The organism is Derxia gummosa DSM 723, from assembly GCF_000482785.1.
In the GTDB taxonomy this organism is placed as follows: domain Bacteria; phylum Pseudomonadota; class Gammaproteobacteria; order Burkholderiales; family Burkholderiaceae_E; genus Derxia; species Derxia gummosa.
Map to the genome: position 1 here is coordinate 109,008 of NZ_KI519499.1, position 23,016 is coordinate 132,023.

The window sequence follows — 23,016 nt, forward strand, 5'->3', positions numbered from 1 at the left end:
CAACAAAAACGGCGCTGAACTTTCATTCAGCGCCGTCGATATCGAAGGCGGCCGAAGCCGCGCGCCGATTACAGCGAGTAGTACATGTCGAATTCGATCGGGTGCGTCGTCATGCGGAAGCGGGTCACGTCTTCCATCTTGAGCGCGATGTAGGCATCGATCATCGAGTCGGTGAACACGCCGCCCTTGGTCAGGAATTCGCGGTCCTTGTCGAGGTACTCGAGCGCCTGGTCGAGCGACGAGCACACGGTCGGGATGAGCGCGTCTTCTTCCGGCGGCAGGTCATACAGATTCTTGTCCGCGGCTTCACCCGGATGGATCTTGTTCTGCACGCCGTCGAGACCGGCCATCAGCATGGCGGCGAAGGCGAGGTAGCTGTTCGCGGTCGGATCCGGGAAGCGGACTTCGATGCGGCGGGCCTTGTCGCTGTTGACGTAGGGGATGCGGATCGAGGCCGAGCGGTTACGGGCCGAATAGGCCAGCTTGACCGGGGCTTCGAAGCCCGGGACCAGACGCTTGTACGAATTGGTACCGGGGTTAGTGATGGCGTTCAGCGCGCGGGCGTGCTTGATGATGCCGCCGATGTAGTACAGCGCGAATTCCGACAGACCGGCGTAGCCGTCACCGGCGAAGAGGTTCTTGCCGTCCTTCCAGACCGACTGGTGAACGTGCATGCCCGAGCCATTGTCTCCAACGAGGGGCTTCGGCATGAACGTGGCGGTCTTGCCGTAGCTGGCCGCGACGTTATGCACGACGTACTTGAGCTTCTGCGTCCAGTCAGCGCGCTCGACGAGCGTCGAGAACTTGGTGCCGATTTCGTTCTGACCCGCGCCCGCGACTTCGTGGTGATGCACTTCGACCGGCACGCCGATCTGTTCGAGGATCAGGCACATTTCCGAGCGGATGTCCTGGAAGGAATCCACCGGGGGAACCGGGAAGTAGCCACCCTTCACCGCCGGACGGTGGGCAAGGTTGCCGCCTTCGTACTTCTTGCCGGTCGACCACGACGCTTCTTCCGATTCGATCTCGACGAAGCTGCCCGACATGTCGGCGCCCCAGCGCACGCCGTCGAAGATGAAGAATTCGGGTTCCGGACCGAAGAAGGCCGTGTCGCCGATGCCCGACGACTTCAGGTAGGCCTCGGCGCGCTTGGCGATCGAGCGCGGGTCGCGGTCATAGCCCTTGCCATCCGACGGCTCGAGCACGTCGCAGGTCAGGATGAGCGTGGTTTCTTCACGGAACGGGTCGATGAAGGCCGTGTTGGCATCGGGCATGAGCAGCATGTCCGAGGCTTCGATGCCCTTCCAGCCGGCGATGGACGAACCGTCGAAGGCATGGCCACTCTCGAACTTGTCCTTGTCGAAATGCGACAGGGGAACAGAGACGTGTTGTTCCTTGCCTTTGGTGTCGGTGAAGCGGAAGTCAACGAATTTGACTTCGTTGTCTTTCACAAGCTTCATCACGTCATCGGCGGTGATTGCCATGAAGATCTCCTGGATCGAAACGGATTCAAAGGTTGTCGGTTGGGACGAATCGGAAATCCGCAGACAGCCTGCGGCGACAGATTCCGTTCGTTGCAGGTCAAGAGAAATCGGTGCCCGTCGAGTCAATAAACTACGCTCGATCGGGATGTTTTCTGACAGCGCCGGCGACTATAGCATTTAGTATGCCGCGCACTTTTGAACGGCATCAGGCTCTGTCTTAGGGAACGAACGCTCCGACTCGATGCACGAGCGGTAGATATGAGGCCGCACTCCGATTGTGACTGCGAAATGATTGCGGCCTCCAGAGGCATAAGCGCATTTATTTGGTGCATGAGCACCAAGATGGAGACTTCATGAGCGATGTTGATGCGGCCGTCATTCTAGACACGGCTCGTACCCGAACCTCCGACAGCGGCTATGCGGGTGCGGTGCTCCCGGAAGAGGCGCTTGCCTTGCTGACGGCGCTGCCCGGCGCCCGCCTGGTGGACGTGCGCACGCGCGCCGAACTCGACTGGGTGGGTCGCCCTGCAATACCTGCCGGGCAGTACCTCCCGATCGAGTGGGTGATCTGGCCCGGCAACCAGCCCAACGGCGCTTTCCTCGGGCAACTGGCTGCTAGTGCGGGCGACGGCCCCCTGTTCTTCCTGTGCCGCAGCGGCGTGCGCAGCAAGGCCGCCGCCAAGGCCGCGACCGCAGCCGGCCATGCCGAGTGCTACGACATCCTCGAAGGCTTCGAAGGCGACAAGGACGCCGCCGGTCACCGCAAGACCATTGGTGGCTGGTGCAAGCGCGGCCTGCCCTGGATCGGCGCCTGACGTCTCCGACCACTCAGCCGATGAACATCGCCTGAAGGTCGTTGAGAAAGCGTCGGCCGAGGTCGGTCGGGCGGATGCGCTCGGGCGCAGGATCGAGCAGGCCGCGCGCGCAGGCCTCAGCCATCGCGCGCGCGATGCTGCCGATCGACAGGCCCGTGCGCTCGGCAAAAAGCGTGGTCGGCACGCCGTCAGTCAGGCGCAGCGCGTTCATCATGAATTCGCCGGGAATGGCGGCGGTGTCGAGATCATGGGATTCGGCGCTGGCATCGCCACGGAGCGCGCCCTCCATGTACGACTGCGGCTGGCGCAGCCTGGCTTGGCGCGTGATGCGCTCGGGAAAGCTGAGCTTGCCGTGCGCACCGGCACCGATCCCGAGGTAGTCGCCGAAGGTCCAGTAGTTGAGGTTGTGGCGCGAGCGACTGCCCGGACGCGCCCAAGCCGAGATCTCATAGTTGTCGAAGCCGGCGCCACCAAGCCGCTCGACAATGCCCTCCTGCATGTCGGCCGCCAGGTCGTCGTCGGGCAGGTCGGTGGGCGGGTACTTGGCATACACGGTATTGGGCTCGACGGTCAGGTGATAGACCGACAGGTGCCGGGTGCCGAAGCCGAGGGCGGTATCGATGTCGCGCAGGCAGTCATCGAGTGACTGGCCGGGCAACGCATACATCAGATCGAGATTGACGTTGTCGAACACGCTCACGGCGGCCTCGGCCGCGCGACGCGCCTCGGCGCCGTCATGAATGCGGCCGAGCGGACGCAGATAGCGGTCGTCGAAGCTCTGGATACCTATCGACAGCCGGTTGACGCCGCTGTCGCGGAAGGCGCGGAACTTGGCGACTTCCGCGCTGCCGGGGTTGGCTTCCATTGTGATCTCGGCATCGGCGTCGATCGGCAGACGCGCGCGCAGATCGCCGAGCAGCCGATCAAGTCCGGCCGCCGACAACAGCGAGGGGGTACCGCCGCCGATGAACACGGTGTGCACGCGCCGCCCCCACACCAGCGGCAGCGACGCCTCCAGGTCGGCGCACAGCGCATCGAGATAGTCCGCCTCGGGAATCGGCCCCTCGGGCGCATGCGAGTTGAAGTCGCAGTAGGGGCACTTGCGCTCGCACCACGGGAAATGGACGTACAGCGACAACGGCGGCAGTGCCTCCAGTCGCAACTCGCCCGGCCGCAGGAAGCGCACTGCCGCGTCGGCCGGTCCGCGCTGGAGCGCATCGGCGGGCGCGATCGTGATGCGGGTCGCCATGCGATCAGACTCCGCCCAATGCGGCGACGAGGGTGGTCAGCGCCTGGGCGCGATGACTCAGACGGTTCTTCTGCTCGGCCGGGAGTTGGGCGGCGGTCAGGCCGAGTTCCGGCAGAAGAAAGTGAGGGTCGTAGCCGAAACCGCCCTCGCCCGCCGGTGCGGCAACCAGCCGACCGCGCCAGATACCCTGAGCGATGATCGGCAGCGGATCATCGACCGAGCGCATGAACACCAGCACCGCGACGTAGAACGCATCCCAGTCCGACTCGGCGCGCGCCCGCGCGGCGACGCTGGCGATCAGCTTTTCGTTGTTGCGCGCGTCGCTGCGCGGCTCGCCGGCATAACGCGCCGACAGCACGCCCGGCGCGCCGCCGAGCAGCGGCACGCTGATGCCCGAATCGTCAGCAAGCGCCGGCAGGCCGGTTGCGGCGCAAGCGTTGCGCGCCTTGGCCAGCGCGTTCTCGAGGAAGGTCGGCCACGGCTCCTCGGCCTCGGACACGCCCAGTTCGCCCTGGGCAAGCGGCTGCCAGCCGAGCGGCGCCAGCAGCGCCGAGAACTCCCGGAGCTTGCCGGCGTTGTTGCTGGCGACGACGACGCGCCTGCTCATGCCTTGGCCTTTTCGAGCGCGGTGCGCTGGAGTTCGGTCAGCCTCGCGATGCCGACGCGACCAAGCGCGAGCATTGCGTCGAGCTCTGCGCCCGAGAACGGCATGCCCTCAGCCGTGCCCTGAATCTCGACGAAGCCGCCGCTGCCGGTCATGACGAGGTTCATGTCGGTCTCGCAGGCCGAGTCTTCGGCGTAGTCGAGGTCGAGCAGCGGAACGCCTTCCCACACGCCGACCGACACCGCCGCGACCTGGTCACGCAGCGGATCGGCCACGAGCTTGCCGTTCGCGAGCAGTCCATCGATCGCGTCGCGTAGCGCCACCCAGGCGCCGGTGATGCTCGCGGTACGGGTGCCGCCGTCGGCCTGGATCACGTCGCAGTCGATCTGGATCTGACGCTCGCCCAGCGCCTTGAGGTCAATGATCGAGCGCAGCGAGCGGCCGATCAGGCGCTGGATCTCCTGCGTGCGCCCCGACTGCTTGCCCTTGGCGGCCTCGCGGTCGGTGCGGGTGTGGGTCGAGCGCGGCAGCATGCCGTACTCGGCAGTGACCCAGCCCTGCCCCTTGCCCTTGAGGAAGGGCGGCACGCGCTCCTCCACGCTCGCGGTGCAGATCACGCGCGTGGCGCCGAAGGACACGAGCACCGAGCCCTCGGCATGACAGGTGAAGCCGCGTTCGATGCTCACGTCGCGGAGCTGGTCGAAGGCACGGCCGGACGGGCGTTGCGGATGGGACATGACGGTTCCGGAAAGGACGCGGCCGGCAACGGGTGCCGGCCGACGGAGGTGAATCGGGGAAAAGGCGGGTCAGCGCTTGGGCGGCGGCGCCTTGTGCGAGGCGGCGATCGCCTTGCGGATGTCGGCGATCGCGCTCTCGATGTCGTCGTCGGACAGTGCGTGATCGCCGGCCTTGCCCTGGGCCGGGAACTGGATGGTGGACGTGAAGGCATCGGCGCTGCGACCCGGCGTGGGCGCACCGCGCTCTTCCTCCGGCGAGGTGTCGGATTCCCAGGTCATGCCGACAGCCGAGACATTGTCGGCACGGGCGCCCGCTTGCATCAGCGCGTAGTTGATGAGCTCCGGCACCACGCGCATCACCGAGTTCGATCGGAAGGCGGAAGCGATGATGCTGTCGGGCACCGCACCCCACAGCCCGTCAGAACACAACAGCAGATGGTCGCCGGGCAGCAGCCGCACCGGATCGGCCAGCTCGACTAGCGGCATCGCGGGTGCGCCGAGGCAGTTGAACAGGCGGTTGCGCTCGGGGTAATCGGCACGGTCGCGCTGGTCAAGCAGGCCGTCTTGGATCATCGCTTCGAGTTGGGAGTGGTCGCGCGTTACATGCTGGATGCCGCCATCGCGGATGAGATACAGCCGCGAATCGCCAGCGTGCGCCCAGTAGGCGACGCCGCGCTGGACGATACAGGCCACGGCAGTCGTACGCGGAGATTCGGGCAGGCCCCGACCGGCCCGGTAGCGCTGGATCTCGATGTGCGCGGTGAGCATCGCATCTTCGAGAAACTGGCGCGGATCCTTGAGCACCGGCCGTGCATCGCGCTGGAACAGCGCGCCGATCGTCTGCACCGCGATCTGGGCCGCGATCTCGCCGTTGAGATGGCCGCCCATGCCGTCGCAGACGACGAGCAGCAAGGTGTCGCGGGTATAGCAGTAGCCCATCCGGTCCTGGTTGACCTTGCGGCCGCCGCGTTTGCTTTCCTGGTAGATCGAGAAACGCACGGTTGTTCAGCACCGAAATGCACAGGGGGACGAGGGAATGGTGCCCTCGCCATTATTCATTTGCGCCAGTCCGTCGGCAGGTCAGGCTCGGTATGGCTACCGGCTTGGGTACTGCCCTCGGCACGCGAACCGCTACGCACGACCATTCGCCGCAGCCGATCGGTAAACGACGCAGGCTCGTGACGTGCCACGTCGGCAAGAAGCAGCTTCTGTACCGAAAACACACTCTGCGGGCGTTCCAGCGGATCGAGCTTGAGGCAAAGATTGATCAGATCGAGCAACTCGGCCGAATAGTGTGCACGGTATTGCCGGACCGCCGACGGCATCTTGTCGGCCTGCTTGCGTGCGTCGGCGGCTTGCGGTGGCGAGCCGGACAGGCAGGCGAACATCGCCGCGCCAACGCTGTAGATATCTGACCATGGCCCGAGCGACGGGTCCTTCACATGCAGCTCGGGCGGCGCGAAGCCCGGCGTGTACATGGGATAGAGCTTTTCCTCATCGGGATTGAGCGTCTGCCGCGCAGCACCGAAGTCGAGCAGGATCGGCGTCGCATCGGAGCGCAGGTAGATGTTGGCCGGCTTGATGTCGAGATGGAGGATCTTGTTCGCATGCACCTCGCGCAGGCCATTCAGCACCTGGGAGAAGATCCGGCGGATCGTGCCCTCGCCGATGATGTAATCACGTCCCGGCGTGTCACGCCGACGGATGATGAGTTCCTGCAGAGAACGGCCCGACTCATAGGCCATGACCATGTACACCGTACCGTTGGCGCGGAAGAAATTCAGCACCCGAACGACATTCGGATGCGCGATCCGCGCAAGCGCCCGCCCCTCTTCGAAAAAGCATTTCAGGCCCACGCGGAAGGTGGCCAGGTTCTGCGGGACGATGGACGGCTCGAGTTCCCCCTCCCGCCGGACCACGAGCGAACTCGGCAGATATTCCTTGACGGCGACGGGGGTGTTGGTTTCGTCGAGGGCCAGATAGACGATGGAAAATCCGCCAGTACTGATTTTCTTGACGATCCGATATCCGCCGATGACCAGCCCCGCGGGGAGCGCTGCGTTTTGTTGTGCTGACATTCGGGACGGTTGATCTACCCTGACGGCCTGTATAGGTACTCTCGAAGACTCGAATTTGAGCCTACGCCCTACGGTTTGTAAATGCGCGTGCGATGAGGGCAGCGCTTCTGTCCACGAGGACAGCAGTACGCCGCACCGCAACAATTGCTTCTGAAATGACTTTCGACAACCCGAAGGCCGGCGCTGCCTGCGCCAGCATGACCGGATACGCTGGCGCGACTCGATCAATCGCGGGCGCCAATCTCAGTTGCGAGCTACGCAGCGTCAACAGCCGTTTTCTGGACTTACAGTTTCGCATCCCTGACGAACTTCGGCAGGTTGAATCGGTTGTGCGCGAAGCAATCGGAGCCACCTTCCAGCGCGGAAAGATCGAATTTCGCCTGCAATGGCAGCGCGCGGACGATAGCGCCTCACCGGCATCCTCACCCGATCCGGCGGCGATCCGGCGACTAGTGGCATGGCAGGAAACCGTGCTGACCGAGCTGCCGGAGGCGCGGCACCTGTCGGTCGCCGACGTGCTGCGCTGGCCCGGCATCGTGGCCGAGCGCACGCTTGCCGTAGACGCCTTGCGGGACGCCGCGATCACCGCCGCGCGCGAATGCGTCGGCGGCTTGCGCCAGGCACGCCAGCGCGAGGGCGAACGCATCGCCGCCCACCTGCGCGAGCGGCTGACGCGGATCGAGGAAGTGGCCAGTTCGGTTTCGACTCGCCTGCCCGAGTTGCGCGAGGCCCATCGCGCGAAAGTCGCGGCCCGCGTGGATGAGGTGGTGGCTGCCGCCAGCGAAAGCAGCGGCGTCTCGCGCGACGAGCTCGCGGGCCGCATCGCGAGTGAAGTCACGCTGTTCTCGCTGCGCGCCGACGTGGACGAGGAGCTTGCCCGCCTGCGCATGCACTGCGCCGAAGTGCGCCGCCTGCTCGATCAGCCGCCCGCCGGCGGCCTCGGCAAGCGGCTTGACTTCCTGATGCAGGAACTCAACCGCGAAGCCAACACGCTCGGCAGCAAGGCCGTTGCCGTCGATCTCGCCAACGCCTCGATCGATCTGAAGCTGCTGATCGAGCAGATGCGCGAGCAAGTCCAGAATCTCGAATAAAGGAACAGACCATGCCGATGAGCCTGTCCGAACCCGCCTTCGCGGGCAGCCTGCTGATGGTCGTCGCGCCGAGCGGCGCCGGCAAATCCACTCTCGTCAACGCCCTGCTTGAACGCCTGCCGACGATCCGGCTGTCGATTTCGCACACGACCCGCCCGCCGCGCCCGAAAGACCGCAATGGCGTCCAATACCATTTCGTGAGTCCGGACGAATTCAGGCAAATGGAAGCAGACGGCGACTTTCTCGAATGGGCGGAAGTGCACGGCAACTATTACGGCACCTCTCGCAAATGGATCGAGGATCAACTCGTGCGGGATGTCGATGTGCTGCTCGAAATCGATTGGCAGGGCGCGCGCCAGATACGCCAGCGATTTGCCGGCAGCAGCCGGGTTTCGGTGACGGGAATCTTCATTCTCCCGCCGAGTTTCGAAGCGCTGGAGCATCGTCTTCGCACTCGCGGCGAAGACAGCGACAGCGTGATTTCGCGCCGACTGCTGGCTGCCGGCAGCGAGATCGCGCATGCCCCGGAATTTGAACATGTTATTATTAATCAAGACTTTGCGACGGCTCTTGACGAATTGACGAGCATCGTGAAAGCCACCCGCACGCGGTTCGCCGCCCAGCACGCACGCAATCACGAGCTCTTCGCTCAACTCGGCATCGGCGGTGATCTCACCTGATGCCGCATCGCAGCAAATTCCTGCGCTGTCGCATACTGTCACCCTGCACCGGTGCTTGACATCGGTGCTGCCTCAACGAATCGGAGATCCCTCTTGGCTCGCATTACCGTCGAAGACTGCCTGAAGCAAATCCCCAACCGTTTCCAGCTCGCGCTGGCCGCGACCTATCGCGCGCGCCAATTGGCCCAAGGCCATACGCCCAAGGTCGAAACGAAGGACAAGCCGACGGTTACCGCGTTGCGTGAAATTGCCGCCGGCAAGGTTGGCATCGAAATGCTCAAGAAAGTCCCGACCTGACGGAGGCAAGGGCATGGACGACGATCGGGTGAGTGTCATTCCGGAGCCGCAAGGCGCCGAACCCGCTCGCACGCCCCTGCCCGCCGGAGGCCGGCAGCCCGAACGGGCAGCGGGCACACCCGCGCCGACAAGCCCGCTGCGCGCGACCCTGCCGTCGATCACCAGCCATCTCACGCGGGTGATGGCCCAGTCGGTCGCCGACGATGCGCCCGATGAAGCAGGCGACGCCCAAGCGCCATCGGGCAAGCCGCGCAAACCCCGGACACCGGCGCCCGCCGCCGAAGCACCACGCGAGGAAATCCGCTCGGTGGCGAGCTTCGCGCCCTTGGCCGAGACCTTGGCCAGCTATCTGTCCGACACCGATGTCGCCAAGGTACGCGAGGCCTACCGCTTCGCCGACGAGGCCCATCTGGGCCAATTCCGGCAGAGCGGCGAACCCTACATCTCCCACCCGATCGCGGTGGCGGAACTCTGCTCGCAATGGAAGCTAGATGCGCAGGCGATGATCGCCGCGCTCCTGCATGACGTGATCGAGGATCAGGGCGTCACCAAGCAGGAACTTGTCGAGCGCTTCGGCGCGCCGGTGGCCGAACTCGTGGATGGGCTGTCCAAGCTCGACCGGCTCAAGTTCGCCAACCAGCAGGACGCCCAAGCTGAGAACTTCCGCAAGATGATGCTGGCGATGGCGCGGGACGTGCGCGTCATCCTTATCAAGCTGGCCGACCGGCTGCACAACATGCGCACGCTGGGTGCGGTGCCGTCGCACAAGCAGCGCCGCATCGCGCGCGAGACGCTCGACATCTATGTGCCGATCGCGCACCGGCTGGGCCTGAACGTGATCTTCCACGAGCTTCAGGATCTGAGCTTTTCCTACCTCTATCCGATGCGCTACTCGACGCTGCGCAAGGCCGTGCTCGCGGCCCGCGGCAACCGGCGCGAGGTGGTGAACAAGATCCTCGGCCAGATCACGACCGCCCTGCCCGCCGCCGGCATCGAGGCCCAGGTCTCGGGCCGCGAGAAGAGCCTCTACGGCATCTACCGCAAGATGCGCGACAAGCACCTGTCGTTCTCGCAGGTGCTGGATGTGTACGGCTTTCGCGTCGTGGTGCCGAGGCGCGATCAGTGCTATCTCGCGCTGGGCGTGCTGCACGGGCTGTTCAAGCCGGTGCCGGGCAAGTTCAAGGATCTGATCGCGGTGCCCAAGTTCAACGGCTACCAGTCGTTGCACACGACGCTGGTGGGTCCGTTCGGCACGCCGGTCGAGTTCCAGATCCGCACCGAGGAGATGCATCACGTCGCCGAGTCGGGCGTCGCGGCGCACTGGCTCTACAAGGACGAGAAGGCGAGCGTCACCGAACTCCAGCAGCGCACCCACACTTGGCTGCAATCGCTCATCGAGGTGCAGAACCAGACCGGCGACGCGGGCGAGTTCTTCGAACATGTGAAGGTCGATCTGTTTCCGGACTCGGTCTACGTGTTCACGCCCAAGAGCAAGATCATCTCGCTGCCGCGCGGCGCGACGCCGCTCGATTTCGCCTACCAGATCCACACCGACATCGGAAACAGCGCGGTCGGTGCGCGTGTCAACGGCCTGCCCGTCAGCCTGCGCACCGAGCTGCACAGCGGCGACATCGTCGAGGTGGAAACCGATCCGCACGGCCGGCCCAATCCCAACTGGCTCGGTTTCGTCCGCACGGCACGGGCGCGCTTCGAGATCCGGCATGCGCTGCGCACGACCAACCTGGCCGATTCGATCGCGCTGGGCGAAAGCCTGCTGCGCCAGGCGCTGGTCGCGCTCGAAGTCGATCCGCGCTCGCTGCAACCGGCGAGCTACGACAAGCTCGTGCGCACGCTCGGCGCGAAGTCGGTGGACGAGGTGCATGCCGACATCGGCCTCGGCCGGCGCATCGCGGCGGTGGTCGCACGCCGGCTGCTGATCGCCACCGAGGGGCCGACGGTGCGCAGCGGCGTCGATTCCGACGGCGCGCGCATCCTCATCCACGGCACCGAAGGCATGGCGATCCAGCTCGCGCCGTGCTGCGCGCCGATCCCGGGCGACGCGCTGGCCGGCTATCTGCGCAAGGGCCATGGCCTCGTCGTGCACACACGCGATTGCGAGCAGGCACGGCGCCTGCGCCAGAAGGACCCCGAGCGCTGGCTCGATGACGTAGCCTGGGCCGACGATGTGCAGCGAGCCTTCGACGCGCGCATCCACATCCAGGCCGCCAATGAGCGCGGCGTGCTCGGCCGCATCGCGGCAGAGATCGCCAGCAGCGACGCCAACATCAACCGCGTCTCGACCGACGACATGCAGCTCGACGGCTCCATCGTGGTTGACGCGACCGTGCAGGTCACGAATCGCGACCACCTCGCCCAGGTGATGCGCAACCTGCGCCGGCTGCCCGAGGTCAGGCGCATCGGCCGCGCGCGCGGCTGAAGGCAGCGATCGGGCCGGGCCGATCTGACAGCGCAACCCCTGTCCTCAGCCTGGTCGCCGCCGGTCGTCAGGACGGGCACCGCCCCGACCGCTCGACGCCCGGGCGCGCGCCTTCGCCGGTTCAGTCGCGCGCCGGCTCGAAAGGCTGGTAGCGGATCTCGATCACCTCAAGCTCGTCCACGCCGGCTGGCGTGCGCAGCGTCACCACATCGCCTTCGCGCGACTTGGTGAGCGCACGCGCGACGGGCGAGATCCAGCTGATCGCGCCATTGGCCGGATCGACCTCGTCCATGCCGACGATCGTGACCGTGTGCTCGACGCCACGCGAATCGGCATAGGTCACGGTCGCGCCGAAGAACACCTGATCGATGTTCTCCTGCCGCATCGGATCGACCACCTCCGCGAAATCAAGGCGCTTGGTGATGAAGCGGATGCGCCGGTCGATCTCGCGCAGCCGCTTCTTGCCGTAGAGGTAGTCGCCGTTTTCCGAACGGTCGCCGTTGCTGGCGGCCCAGGACACGATGTTCACCACCTCGGGCCGCTGGCGGTCGATGAGGTCGAGCAACTCGGTCTTGAGCCGCAAGTGGCCGGCGGGCGTGATGTAGTTCTTCGCGCCGGCCGGGATCGCGGGCATCTCGGGCAGGTCGTCATCGTCGTCCTGCCCGCCCTCCTTCACGAAGGCCTTGCTCATCTCACTGCTCGGCGCCGTGGCACTTCTTGTACTTGCGACCGCTGCCGCAGGGGCAGGGATCGTTGCGGCCGGGCTCGTCGGCCTTGCGCACGGTCTTGGGCTTCGCGGCGCGCGTGGCCCAGAAGCGGCGCAGCGCGTGGGCCGACCAGATGGCGCGGCCGATGTCGAGATCGCGCGTGGCCGGGTCGGTGCGATCGACATGCTCGTGGCCAAGGTCGTCGTCGTCCTCGGCGGCGTCCTCGCTCATGCCGAGCGCCTCGGGCGAAAGCAGCTCGACGAAGTCGGCAAGGCGGTCTTCAAGATAGGCCGACTCTTCCTCGTCGAGCTGCTCGAACACCTCGTCTTCCCACACGTCGTAGGCGGCCAGGAAGCCCTCTGCCCAGTACTCGCCGAGCAGCGGCGCGTCTTCCTCGCCCTCGGCCGGCTCGAAGATGAGCGGGTCGAGCAGGTCACCGTCCTGGGCGGTGTCGGGATCGTTGGCAAGCGCGGCGGCCACGAGGGCGTGACGGCGGTCGAGCAGCTCGATGAATTCGGCGCGCTCCTCGTCGGACTCGAAGGGGATTTCATCTTCGGGATCGATGCCGATGAGGGCGGCGATCCATTCGGACACGTCGATCGTGCTCGGATGGGCGACGACGCCGGCGATCAGCCCGTCGGTGAATTCGACGTCGGGCGCGTCGAGGCCGCGATCGCGCAGCGTGGCGAGCAGTTCGTCGAGGCGCTGGCAGTCGGCGTCGGACAGGGGACTGAGCGGGGTGGTGTCGGTCATGAAGCGGTCTCGCTGGGGCAAACGCGGATTATCGCAGGGCGGCACCTCGCCTCGACCGGGTGGCAAGCGCCCCGGTGCGGGCGACAGTCGATGATCGGCGCCGACAACGCCAGTCAGCTCAGACCGGGACTGCCAGCATCTCGCGGCAGGCACTGGCGCAATCGCGGCAAGCCTTGGCGCAGCGCTGACAATGGTCCATCGGGTGCTGTCCGCACTCGTCGGCGCAGGCCGCGCAGATCGTGGCGCAGAGTTCGCAGATGATGTCGATCTGGCTGCTGCCGCGCGCCATCGCGGCGGAGGCGAGTCGGCAGATGGCGGCGCAGTCGATGTCGAGTGCGATGCAGGCGGCCATCGGCTTCGGGTCGTCCTCGGCCAGGCAGGCGATCGCGCAGAGGTCGCAGGCGCGGGCGCAGTCGTCGCAGGCGTCGGCGCAGTTGATGAGGGTCGGGTCCATGCATATCTCCGTCGAAAGCGGGCGCCGGACAGGCGCCCTCCGACGGAGATGGGCAACGGGCGTTCCGGCGACCGTCGAGACGGAATGCGACGGGAAGCCACCGTCGCAATGCGCAGTTATTGCGCTGCGCGCGCAGGAATTGCCGATGGCACCGGCGGCGCGCGATGCCCCGGAAACGTCGCGGCACAAGGCGCGCCACGACGGATGCCGAGCGCGCGGCGCCGGCCGTCAGACCTGCATGTTCATGATTTCGCTGTAGGCCTGCACCAGCTTGTTGCGGGTCTGGAGCAGGCTCTGGAAGCCGAGCGTCGCCTTGTTCATCGCGAGCATCGTGTCTTCGAGGCCGACCTTCGGGTCTTCCATCTGGAAGCGCTTCTGCATGTCGGCGGCGCCGGCCTGGGCCGCGCTCACGTCCTTGAGCGCGGCGGCCATCGCCGCACCGAAGCCGCCGCCCGCGTCGCTGCCGGCGGCCGGGCGCGCGCGGACGGTCTCGATCTGGGACAGCAGGCTTTCTACGGGGCGTATCGAATCCATGGCGGCTCCATTGCGGATGACCGGACTCTAGGCGCAACGCGGCAAGCGCTCGCGCCCGAAAGCGAGCTTTTCCGCCCCCTTATCTGCCTTTGGTCGCGCGACCCGGTTTCGATAATCGGCTCACGCGTCTGCCCGTTGACGGCCGGCGCGCAAGAAAACTTGAGCCTTTCATCGGAAGAACCGCCCCATGGCCGACAGTCTCGTAGCTACCGCCGACGACGCGCCGGACCTGCCCGTCCCCGCCAAGCCCCAGACGCCGCTGGAGCGCCTGCGCGCCGCGCCGCCCAAGACCAAGATGCTGCTCGGCGGCGGCAGCGCCGCGCTGGTGGCGCTCGCGGTCGCGGCCGTGCTGTGGAACCGCCCGCCCGACTACGCGGTGCTGTATTCCAACCTCGGCGACAAGGACGGCGGCGCCGTCGTGGGCGCCCTGTCGCAGATGAACGTGCCCTATCGCACCGAGGGCAACGGCGTGATCTACGTGCCGCGCGAGAAGGTGGCGGACCTGCGCATGCGGCTCGCAAGCCAGGGCGTCGTGCACGGCGGCAACATCGGCTTCGAGCTGATGGACGGCCAGAAGCTCGGCGCCACCCAGTTCCAGGAGCAGATGAGCTACCAGCGCGCGCTGGCCGGCGAGCTGGAGCGCTCGATCCAGACCGTCAACGGCGTGCAGTCGGCCCGCGTGCTCATCGCCATTCCCAAGCCGAGCGTGTTCGTGCGCGAGGAGCTGAAGCCGACCGCGAGCGTGATGGTCACGCTCATGCCGGGCCGCTCGCTCGACGAGACGCAGGTCGCGGGCATCGCAGGCCTCGTGGCCTCGGCCGTGCCCGAGCTGTCGGCGCGCGACGTGAAGATCGTTGACCAGACCGGCAAGGTGCTCCAGCGCCCGGAGGACAACACCTCCACGCTCAACCGCCACCAGCTCGAATACGTCAACCGCATCGAAGAACAGACGATCAAGCGGATCAACGACATCCTCGAACCGATCGTCGGGCCGGACAACTTCCGCGTGCAGGTGACGGCCGACATCGACTTCAACCAGCAGGAACAGACGGCCGAGACCTACAAGCCGAACCAGGATCCGAAGGACGGCACGGTCCGCAGCATCCAGACCGTCGACGCGTCGAGCAAGACGACCGCCGAGGGCGGCGTGCCGGGCTCGCTCACCAACCAGCCCGCCGCCGCGCCTACCGCGCCGATCGGCCAGGGCGCCAATCCGCCCGCCGCCCAGGCCGCCGGCGCGAATGCCGGCCCGACCGAATCGCGCAAGGAATCCACCATCAACTACGAGGTGGACAAGCAGGTGCGCGTGGTCCGCATGGCCACCGGCAGCATCCGCCGCCTGACCGCCGCCGTCGTGCTCAACCACCGCACGCTCAAGAACCCGCCCGAAGGCGTGCAGCCCACGCAGGCGCTCACGCCCCAGGAGCTGGAGCAGATCAACTCGCTGGTGCGCGAGGCAATGGGCTTCAACAAGGAGCGCGGCGATTCGCTGTCGGTGTCGAACGTGCCGTTCTCGGCGCCCGACGCGCCGGTCGCGCCCGAGCTGCCGATCTGGAAGGACCCGGCCACGCTCGCGCTGCTGAAGGAGTTCGCGCCCTACATCGCGCTGCTGATGCTGGCGCTGATCGTGGTGTTCGGCATGGTCCGCCCGGCGATCCGCTCGCTCAATCCGCCGCCGCCGGACGAGAAGGACGACGACGTGCCGGTACCCATCGCGCTCAACCCCGACGGCACGCCGGCCGTGCCCGGCGGCTTCGAGGCGGTGGTCGGCCCCGACGGCGAGGAGCTGGAAGCGCTGCCGCCCCCGCCGCCGCCCAAGCCGGTACCCGATCCCAAGCTCATCGAAGACATCTGCGTCGTGGCCCGCAACGATCCGAAGGCCGTGGCCAACGTGATCAAGCGCTGGATCAACCGCGACGCCTGACGGCAACGCAAGACGGAGTGATGCCACATGGCAGCCGAAGAAGACGAAGGCCTGAGTGAAAGCGCCATCCTGCTGATGACGCTCGGCACCGATGCCGCCGCGGAGGTGTTCAAGCACCTCTCGCCCAAGGAAGTGCAGAAGCTCGGCGAGACGATGGCCAAGCTGCAGATCGTGCCGAAGGAGCGCGTCGATCTGGTGGTGAAGAAGTTCCACCAGCAGATCGGCCTCGAAGCCTCGCTCGTCGCCGATACCGACAACTTCGTGCGCGAGACGCTGGTCAAGGCGCTCGGCGAGGAGAAGGCCGGCTTCCTGCTCGACCGCATCCTGCAGGGCAAGGACGTGTCGGGCATCGAAGGCCTCAAGTGGATGGACGCCTCGACCGTGGCCGAACTCGTGCGCAACGAGCATCCGCAGATCATCGCGTCGATCGTCGTCCACCTGGAGCGCGATCACGCGTCGGAGATCCTCAAGCAGCTGCCCGAGCGCACGCGCAACGACGTGATGATGCGGGTCGCCACGCTCGACGGCATCCAGCCGCATGCGCTGCGCGAGCTGAACGACGTGCTGGCCAAGATGCTGGCCGGCTCCGACAAGATCAAGAAGACCCAGCTCGGCGGCATCCGCGCCGCGGCCGAGATGCTCAACTTCATGGGCAGCGCGGCCGAGACGTCGGTGATCCAGAACATCATGGAGAACGACAACGACCTGGCGCAGAAGATCCTCGACGAGATGTTCACCTTCGACAACATCCTCGACATCGACGATCGCGGCATCCAGACCATCCTGCGCGAGGTGCAGACCGACTCGCTGGTCGTGGCGCTCAAGGGCACCGACAAGGAGTTGCAGGAAAAGATCTTCAAGAACATGTCGAAGCGCGCCGCCGAGACGCTGCGCGAGGACCTCGAAAGCAAGGGTCCGGTGCGGCTGTCGGAAGTCGAGGCCGAGCAGAAGGAAATCCTCAAGATCGTCCGGCGCCTTGCCGACGAAGGTCAGATCCAGCTTGGCGGAGGCGGCGATGACTCATTCGTTTGAACCCATCGTGCCGGCCGAGGTCGTGGCCCGGGCCGAGGTGATCTCGTCGGAGACGCAGGCGGAAACGCGCATCAAGGTGCAGGCCTGGACGCCCGAAGTGCTCGAAATCCAGACCCTGTCCTTCGTCGAGGCAGTGCGCGCGGCGCGGCGCAAGGCCGCCGAGCAGGCGTTTGCCGAGGCCTACGCGCGCGGCCCGCGTCCGCCCGACGACAGCTTCGCGCTCAGCCCCTTCACGCGCCGTTCGCGCCTGACCAAGGCGCCCGAGCCGGAACCCGAACCCGAGCAGGCCGAGACCGAGGAACCCGCAGGCCCCGAGCCCGAGTACGACCTTGCCTTCGTCGAGACCGAGCCGCCGGCCGTGCCGGTGCACGAACTGGCGCTGGAAGCGCGCGCCGATGGCTATGCCCACGGCTTCGCGCATGCCGAGGAGATCGGCATGCGCATGGCGGCCGAACTCGAATCGCGCATGGCGCCGCTGGTGGAGCAGTTCCGCGCCGAGCTGGCCGCGCGCGAGGCGGGCATCGCCGACCAGCTGCTCACGCTCGCGGCGCGCCTCGCCAAGCAGATGCTGCGCGCCGAACTCACGATCAATCCGCAGGCGATGCTGCCGGCGGTGCGCGAGGCGGTCGGCATGGTGTCGGAGTCGGCCACGCGGGTGCGGCTGCATCTGCATCCGGACGACATCGCCATCGTCGAGAACGACATCGGCGCGGACACCGACCGCATCACGCTCGTGGCCGATCCGGCCCAGCTGCGCGGCGGCTGCCGCGTCACCAGCCATGACGGCGAGATCGACCTCGGCCTGGCGCGCCGCATCCAGGGCGCGCTGTCGGCGCTCGGCCTCAAGGAAGAAGCGCTGCCGCCCGGCCACGACCTCGGCTCCATCGACACTCCGCTGGTCTGAACCCGACGATGAAAACGCTTGCAAGACCGCCGCAATCCGACGCGCCCGGCGAACGCACCCTCGCCTTCCTCGGCGATTGCGCCGACTTTTCCGATGCCGTGCCGGTGCCGCATGTGGCCGGCCGGCTGGTGCGCGTATCGGGCCTCGTGATGGAGGCCATCGGCGTCAAGCTGCCGCTCGGCAGCATGGTGAAGGTGAGCCAGGGCGGCGGACAGGCGGTCGAGGCCGAGGTGGTCGGCTTCTCGGGCGAGAAGGTGTTTCTCATGCCCTACAGCGAGCCGGCCGGCCTCATGCCGGGCGCGCGCGTGGAGGCGGCCTACGACCCGCTGCCGCCGCCGCGCTACGGCGAGCACAACCATCCCTGGCGCCGCGCCGAGGACCGCACCCGCACCCTGCCCGTCGGCTGGGAACTGCTCGGCCGCGTGGTCGATGCCAACGGCCGCGCGCTCGACCGACTGCCCGAGCCCGATTGCCGCGAGCGCCGCCCGCTGCGCGCCCGGCCGATGAACCCGATCGAGCGCGCGCCGGTGGAGGAGGTGCTCGACGTGGGCGTGCGGGCGCTCAACGGTCTGCTCACGATCGGCAAGGGCCAGCGCATCGGCCTGTTCGCCGGTTCGGGCGTGGGCAAGTCGGTGCTGCTCGGGATGATGGCGCGTTACACCGAGGCCGAGGTGATCGTGGTCGGCCTGATCGGCGAGCGCGGCCGCGAAGTGAAGGAATTCATCGAGCACATCCTCGGCGAGGAAGGCCGGCGCAAGGCCGTGGTGGTGGCCGCGCCCGCCGACTGCCCGCCGCTGCTGCGCCTGCAAGGGGCGGCCTATGCCACGACCATCGCCGAGTACTTCCGCGACCAGGGCAAGCAGGTGCTGCTGATGATGGATTCGCTCACCCGCTACGCGATGGCGCAGCGCGAGATCGCGCTGGCGATCGGCGAGCCGCCGGCCACCAAGGGCTATCCGCCGAGCGTGTTCGCCAAGCTGCCGGCGCTGGTGGAGCGCGCCGGCAACGGCGAGGAAGGCGGCGGCTCGATCACCGCGTTCTACACGGTGCTGAGCGAGGGCGACGACCAGCAGGACCCGATCGCCGACAACGCGCGCGCCATCCTCGACGGCCACGTGGTGCTGTCGCGCCAGCTCGCCGAGCAGGGCCACTACCCGGCCATCGACATCGAGCAGTCGATCAGCCGCGTGATGAACCAGGTGGTGTCGCGCGAGCACGCCCGCATCGCGCTCGACATGAAGAAGGCCATCTCCAACTACCAGCGCAACCGTGATCTGCTCGCGGTCGGCGCCTATGTGCAGGGCAGCGATCCGGCGGTCGATTCCGCGATCGCAAACTGGCCGCTTATCGAGGCTTTCCTGCGCCAGGACCTGGGCGAATGTTCCCGTTACGCAGACACGACCGGACACCTCGGCGCAATCGTGTCGCGCTTCAGGAGATAAACGATGGCCCAGTCGCGCATGACCGGCATCCCCAACGCCGCAGCCTTCTCCCACCTCATCGAGCGCGCGGCCGACGAGCGCGACAACGCGGCGCGCGCGCTGGCCAATGCCTCGCTGCTGCGCGACGACAGCCGCAACAAGGTCGAGATGCTCGAAACCTACCGGCGCGACTACCTGCAACGCATGCGCGACGGCATGGAGCGCGTGGACGGACCCGGCGCGCTGGCGCAGTTCGGCGCCTTCGTCGCCAAGCTCGAAGGCGCGATCAAGCAGCAGACCGAGGACTACGCCTTCCGCGAGCAGGTGGTGGCGAAGGCGCGCGCCATCGTGCTCGAAGCCGAACGCAAGCTGCGCTCGCTCGAAACCTACGTGGCGCGCAAGGAAGCCATCGCCGATCTCAAGGCCGCGCGCCGCGAGTCCAAGCTGAACGACGAGTTCGCCCAGCGCATCGCCATGACCCGCCTCGCCGCCGCTGGCGACCACGCATGAGCATGACCGACATCCGCAACACGGCAACGCGCGCGACCGGCAACGCCCAGCAGGCGACCTCCACGCGCAACACGCGCGGTGGCACGCCCGACGACGGCCTTTCCTTTGCCCAGGTACTGGCCGGCAACGGCGTGACGCCGCCCGCGCAGCCCTCGTCACAAGCCGCCACGCAGCGCAGCCCGGAAACCGGGCCCGGCACGGCGCGTGCGAACACGGGGGCCGCACGCGGCAGCGAGGCCCGCACGGCCGAGGCCCGCGCGCGCGAAGCCCGTTCAACCGAAGCCCGCTCGACCGAGGCACGCTCGACCGAGGCACGCGACAGCGACGCCCGCGCCGACGAGGCGCGCGCCAGCGCAGCGCAGGACGGCACGAACGCCGGGGCAGGCCCGGACACGGGCCGCGCCGCCGGCGTCACCGCCAGCGCCGCGCCGTCCGCGAACGCCGATGCCACCGCGTCCGCCGAGGCCAGCGCCCCCCGGGCCAGCGCCGCCACGCCGCCCGCCCAGACCGTCATCGACACCGCAAGCGCCGCGACCGGCAGCACCGCCACCGACAACCTCGGCACCCGTGCCCTGCTCGCCCGGCTCGCGGCGCTGTCGGGCCAGACCGCCGACGCGCGCACGACGAACACCAGCACGCCCGCACCGCGCGCCACCGCGACCTCCGACGACGCCACCCGTGGTCGCCCGAGCGCCATCGGCACCGAAGCCACGCCCGCGCCCGACGCCAACGCCGCCCTGCTTGCCCAGCTCATGGCCCTCGCCGGCCAGAACACGCCGGCCGGGCAGAACGCCGCCAGCCCGTCGGCCAAGGCCGGCGCCGCCATCGCCGGAAGCGGCACCGAACCTGCCGGCAAGGCCGCCACCCTGCCCGCCAGCCTCGCCACGCTCCTGCCCGCCGACGACGCCCGCGCCTTCGCGCGTCTCGACGCAGCTCCCGGCGCGGCCACCAGCCCGACCACCGCCGACGCGCTGCGCCAGGCCCTCGCCAACCGCGCCGCTGGCGGCGAGAGCGCCGCCAGCCCGATGCGCATCGCTCCGGCCGACACCGGCAGCGCCACGCCGGCCGGCCCCGCCATCCCGACCGTCGCAGGCGCCGACGCGCCGCGCGCCGGCTTCGCCGAGAACCTGGCCGCGACGCTCGCCGCGAGCGCCGGCATCGCGCCCCAGACCGCCGGCGGCATCACGCCCGCCTCCGGTCCGACGGCCAGCGCCGCGCTCGCCGCGCCGGTCGGCAGCGACGCCTGGGGCGAGCAGCTCGCCGGACAGGTCACGCGCTGGACGCTCGACGGCATCGACGTGGCCGAACTCACGCTCAATCCCAAGGACCTCGGACCGATCCAGGTCGAGATCGCCCTCACCGACGGCAAGGCGGCCGTGCACTTCGCCGCCGAGCAGGCCGAGACGCGCGCCGCGATCGACGCCCAGATGTTCCGCCTCGGCGACAGCCTCGCCGACGCCGGCATCACGCTGCAAAGCGGCACCAGCGGCTTCGAGTCGCAGGGTCAGGCCTTCGGCTTCATGCGCGAACAGGCGCGTGACGGCGGCGGCGCGCGCGGCGGCAACGCTCGCGACGGCGGCTTCGGCAATGGCAACGGCGCCGAGTCCGAGCCGGCGGCCGCGATCACCGCCCCGGTGGCCGGCCAGCGCCGCAGCGGACTCGACCTGTTCGCCTGAGCGCAACGCGGCGCGGACTGCCGCGCCCGCGCCCGCGCCGGCCCGGCCGCGCGCGCCGGCCGGGATAATCCGGCCACCCTCCCCCGACCCAAGGCGCGCGCGTGCTCCTCGTCTTTCCGCTCGAACACAAGCCCGACTGGCGCCGTCCGCCGGTCATGACCCTGCTGCTCATCCTGCTCAACTGCCTGATCTGGTTCGGCCCCCAGCGCGCCGACGAGAAGGCGGAGGAAAAGGCCGCGCAGCACTACTTCGAGTCCGGCCTCGCCGCCATCGAACTGCCGCGTTACGCGGCCTGGGTCGAGCGGCAGAACGATGCCGAGCACCGCGAACTCGCGCGCCAGCTCGCGCGCACCGATCCCGACAAGCTCGCCCGCGCCGTGCCGCTGCTCGGCCGGCTCGAAACCGACATGCGGTTTCGCGCCGAGCTCGACGCCGGGCGCATCGTGCGCGCCGACGAGGACATCGCCCCGCAATGGCGCGAGCTGCGCGAGCGCTACGCGAAGCTGCGCGGCGGCGAGTTCACGCTGCGCTGGTCGCAGCGCCCGGCCGACTGGCGCGTCGAGACGCTGCTGAGCGCCACCTTCCTGCACGGTTCGACCATGCATCTGGTGGGCAACATGGTCTTCCTGTTCATGTTCGGCTACACGCTGGAGATGACGCTGGGCGCGCCGCTCTTCCTGCTCTGCTATCTGCTCGCCGGCGTCGGCGGCGAGGTGGGCGACCTGCTCGCGCGCTGGGGCTCGCAGGTGCCGGGGCTGGGCGCCTCGGGCGCGGTGTCGGGGCTGATGGCGATGTACGTGGTGCTGCACGGCTGGCGCCGCATCCGCTTCTTCTTCCACCTGCTGTTCTACTTCTCGGTGATACGGGCACCGGCGATCATCCTGCTGCCGGTGTGGATGGGCTTCGAGCTGTACGCGCACTTCGCCGAGTCGCACAGCGGCATCGCCAACATGGCCCACTTCGGCGGCCTGCTCACGGGCGCGCTGCTCATGTTCGGCCTGCGCCGGCTGCGGCCCGCGATGCAGGCGCCGGTCGCGCCCGAGGCCGTGCCCGATCCCTTCGAGCTGAAGCGCGCCGAGGCGAAGCGCCTGCTCGCCGCAGCGCGCTACGACGAGGCGCGCGGCCTGCTCGACACGCTGTCGGCCGAGCGGCCGCGCGACGTGGATGCGGTGATGTCCTTCTTCAACCTGGCGCGGCTGCGGCCCGACACGCCGCAGTTCCATGTGGCGGCGATGCGTGCCTTCAACCTGCCCGACGACCGGCTCGATGCCGACGCGCTGCTGCGCGCCTGCCGCGACTACCTCGAATGGGCCAGGCCCCGACCGATGCTGCGCCCGGAGGCCGCCCTCAAGCTCGCGTTGCGGGTCGCGCGCCATGGCGACATCGCGCTCGCGCGCAAGCTGACAGCGCTTGCAAGCCCGGGCGGCGGCGCACCGGCCGGCGTGGCGGCGGTGCGGCTCGCGATCATCGCGACGCTGCTGCGCACCGGCAACCGGGCCGAGGCCGCGACCGAGGCCGGCGATCTCGCGCGCGAGCATCCGGGCAGTGCCGAGGCGCGCATGGCGGCCGACATGCTCAAGGGCGCCTGACGGCGCAGCGGCGGCCAGGACGCCGCCGCCGGCCTGCGGC

The 23,016-nt window shown here is 68.0% G+C and carries 22 protein-coding genes; 12 read left to right on the top strand and 10 right to left on the bottom strand.

All coding sequences use genetic code 11. The features are described from left to right. Positions 1-68 precede the first annotated feature (68 nt). Positions 69-1,484, bottom strand: a complete 1,416-nt coding sequence (glnA, locus tag H566_RS0117970; RefSeq protein WP_028312523.1) for a glutamate--ammonia ligase — start codon at positions 1,482-1,484, stop codon at positions 69-71. A gap of 353 nt (positions 1,485-1,837) precedes the next feature. Here glnA and H566_RS0117975 point away from each other — a divergent pair, with 353 nt between their 5' ends. Further along, a complete protein-coding gene (locus tag H566_RS0117975; protein WP_034412179.1) occupies positions 1,838-2,299 on the top strand; it encodes a rhodanese-like domain-containing protein in 462 nt (153 codons plus the stop codon). Positions 2,300-2,312: 13 nt separating this feature from the next. Here H566_RS0117975 and hemW read toward each other — a convergent pair whose 3' ends face one another. The 5 genes from hemW to H566_RS26145 form a co-directional block, all read right to left on the bottom strand. Then, positions 2,313-3,548, bottom strand: a complete 1,236-nt coding sequence (hemW, locus tag H566_RS0117980; protein WP_034412181.1) for a radical SAM family heme chaperone HemW — start codon at positions 3,546-3,548, stop codon at positions 2,313-2,315. 4 nt (positions 3,549-3,552) lie between these two features. Continuing rightward, a complete protein-coding gene (locus H566_RS0117985; protein WP_028312526.1) occupies positions 3,553-4,155 on the bottom strand; it encodes a non-canonical purine NTP pyrophosphatase in 603 nt (200 codons plus the stop codon). Next, positions 4,152-4,889 carry a ribonuclease PH gene (rph, locus tag H566_RS0117990; protein ID WP_028312527.1) on the bottom strand — a complete coding sequence of 246 codons (738 nt, stop codon included), beginning with the start codon at positions 4,887-4,889 and terminating at the stop codon, positions 4,152-4,154. Before rph ends, H566_RS0117985 begins: the two co-directional genes overlap by 4 nt. 69 nt (positions 4,890-4,958) lie before the next feature. After that, the gene (locus H566_RS0117995; RefSeq protein WP_028312528.1) at positions 4,959-5,888 is read right to left on the bottom strand and encodes a PP2C family protein-serine/threonine phosphatase; all 930 of its coding nucleotides are present in this window, start codon (positions 5,886-5,888) and stop codon (positions 4,959-4,961) included. 56 nt (positions 5,889-5,944) lie between these two features. Next, positions 5,945-6,967, bottom strand: coding sequence for a serine/threonine-protein kinase (locus H566_RS26145; RefSeq protein WP_051378957.1), 1,023 nt, complete (start codon positions 6,965-6,967; stop codon positions 5,945-5,947). Between the two features lie 155 nt (positions 6,968-7,122). Here H566_RS26145 and H566_RS0118005 point away from each other — a divergent pair, with 155 nt between their 5' ends. The 4 genes from H566_RS0118005 (at position 7,123) to H566_RS0118020 (ending at position 11,472) form a co-directional block, all read left to right on the top strand. Further along, positions 7,123-8,058, top strand: coding sequence for a YicC/YloC family endoribonuclease (locus tag H566_RS0118005; protein ID WP_245591400.1), 936 nt, complete (start codon positions 7,123-7,125; stop codon positions 8,056-8,058). 17 nt (positions 8,059-8,075) lie between these two features. Then, positions 8,076-8,738, top strand: coding sequence for a guanylate kinase (gmk, locus tag H566_RS0118010; RefSeq protein WP_028312530.1), 663 nt, complete (start codon positions 8,076-8,078; stop codon positions 8,736-8,738). A gap of 93 nt (positions 8,739-8,831) precedes the next feature. Continuing rightward, entirely contained in the window at positions 8,832-9,035 is a 204-nt protein-coding gene (gene rpoZ, locus H566_RS0118015; protein WP_028312531.1) for a DNA-directed RNA polymerase subunit omega, read from the top strand. 181 nt (positions 9,036-9,216) lie between these two features. Beyond that, complete coding sequence (locus H566_RS0118020; RefSeq protein WP_028312532.1) at positions 9,217-11,472, top strand: RelA/SpoT family protein; 2,256 nt, start codon at positions 9,217-9,219, stop codon at positions 11,470-11,472. A 121-nt stretch (positions 11,473-11,593) separates the two neighbouring features. On the opposite strand, the gene greB is transcribed toward H566_RS0118020, so the two are convergent. The 4 genes from greB to fliE form a co-directional block, all read right to left on the bottom strand. Next, a complete protein-coding gene (gene greB / locus H566_RS0118025; protein WP_028312533.1) occupies positions 11,594-12,163 on the bottom strand; it encodes a transcription elongation factor GreB in 570 nt (189 codons plus the stop codon). 1 nt (position 12,164) lies between these two features. Then, entirely contained in the window at positions 12,165-12,932 is a 768-nt protein-coding gene (locus tag H566_RS0118030) for a UPF0149 family protein (RefSeq protein ID WP_028312534.1), read from the bottom strand. A 118-nt stretch (positions 12,933-13,050) separates the two neighbouring features. Further along, positions 13,051-13,386, bottom strand: coding sequence for a four-helix bundle copper-binding protein (locus tag H566_RS0118035; RefSeq protein ID WP_028312535.1), 336 nt, complete (start codon positions 13,384-13,386; stop codon positions 13,051-13,053). Positions 13,387-13,614: 228 nt separating this feature from the next. Then, entirely contained in the window at positions 13,615-13,920 is a 306-nt protein-coding gene (gene fliE / locus H566_RS0118040) for a flagellar hook-basal body complex protein FliE (protein WP_028312536.1), read from the bottom strand. Between the two features lie 187 nt (positions 13,921-14,107). Between fliE and fliF the strand changes: the two genes are divergently transcribed. From fliF to H566_RS26160, 7 genes are all read left to right on the top strand, one after another. Then, positions 14,108-15,844, top strand: coding sequence for a flagellar basal-body MS-ring/collar protein FliF (fliF, locus tag H566_RS0118045; protein ID WP_028312537.1), 1,737 nt, complete (start codon positions 14,108-14,110; stop codon positions 15,842-15,844). Between the two features lie 27 nt (positions 15,845-15,871). Then, positions 15,872-16,876, top strand: coding sequence for a flagellar motor switch protein FliG (gene fliG / locus H566_RS0118050; RefSeq protein ID WP_028312538.1), 1,005 nt, complete (start codon positions 15,872-15,874; stop codon positions 16,874-16,876). Beyond that, positions 16,860-17,780, top strand: coding sequence for a FliH/SctL family protein (locus H566_RS0118055; protein ID WP_084545265.1), 921 nt, complete (start codon positions 16,860-16,862; stop codon positions 17,778-17,780). Before fliG ends, H566_RS0118055 begins: the two co-directional genes overlap by 17 nt. Positions 17,781-17,788: 8 nt before the next feature. Next, complete coding sequence (gene fliI, locus H566_RS26150; protein ID WP_051378959.1) at positions 17,789-19,222, top strand: flagellar protein export ATPase FliI; 1,434 nt, start codon at positions 17,789-17,791, stop codon at positions 19,220-19,222. A 3-nt stretch (positions 19,223-19,225) separates the two neighbouring features. Beyond that, positions 19,226-19,711 (top strand): flagellar export protein FliJ, encoded by a 486-nt coding sequence (gene fliJ, locus H566_RS0118065; RefSeq protein ID WP_028312540.1) that lies wholly within the window; start codon positions 19,226-19,228, stop codon positions 19,709-19,711. Beyond that, a complete protein-coding gene (locus H566_RS26155) occupies positions 19,708-21,387 on the top strand; it encodes a flagellar hook-length control protein FliK (RefSeq protein ID WP_034412183.1) in 1,680 nt (559 codons plus the stop codon). The genes fliJ and H566_RS26155 overlap by 4 nt, the downstream gene beginning before the upstream one ends. A gap of 101 nt (positions 21,388-21,488) precedes the next feature. Continuing rightward, positions 21,489-22,976: a rhomboid family intramembrane serine protease gene (locus H566_RS26160; RefSeq protein WP_051378960.1), complete on the top strand. Its 1,488-nt coding sequence runs from the start codon at positions 21,489-21,491 to the stop codon at positions 22,974-22,976. The last annotated feature ends 40 nt before the right edge of the window (positions 22,977-23,016 follow it).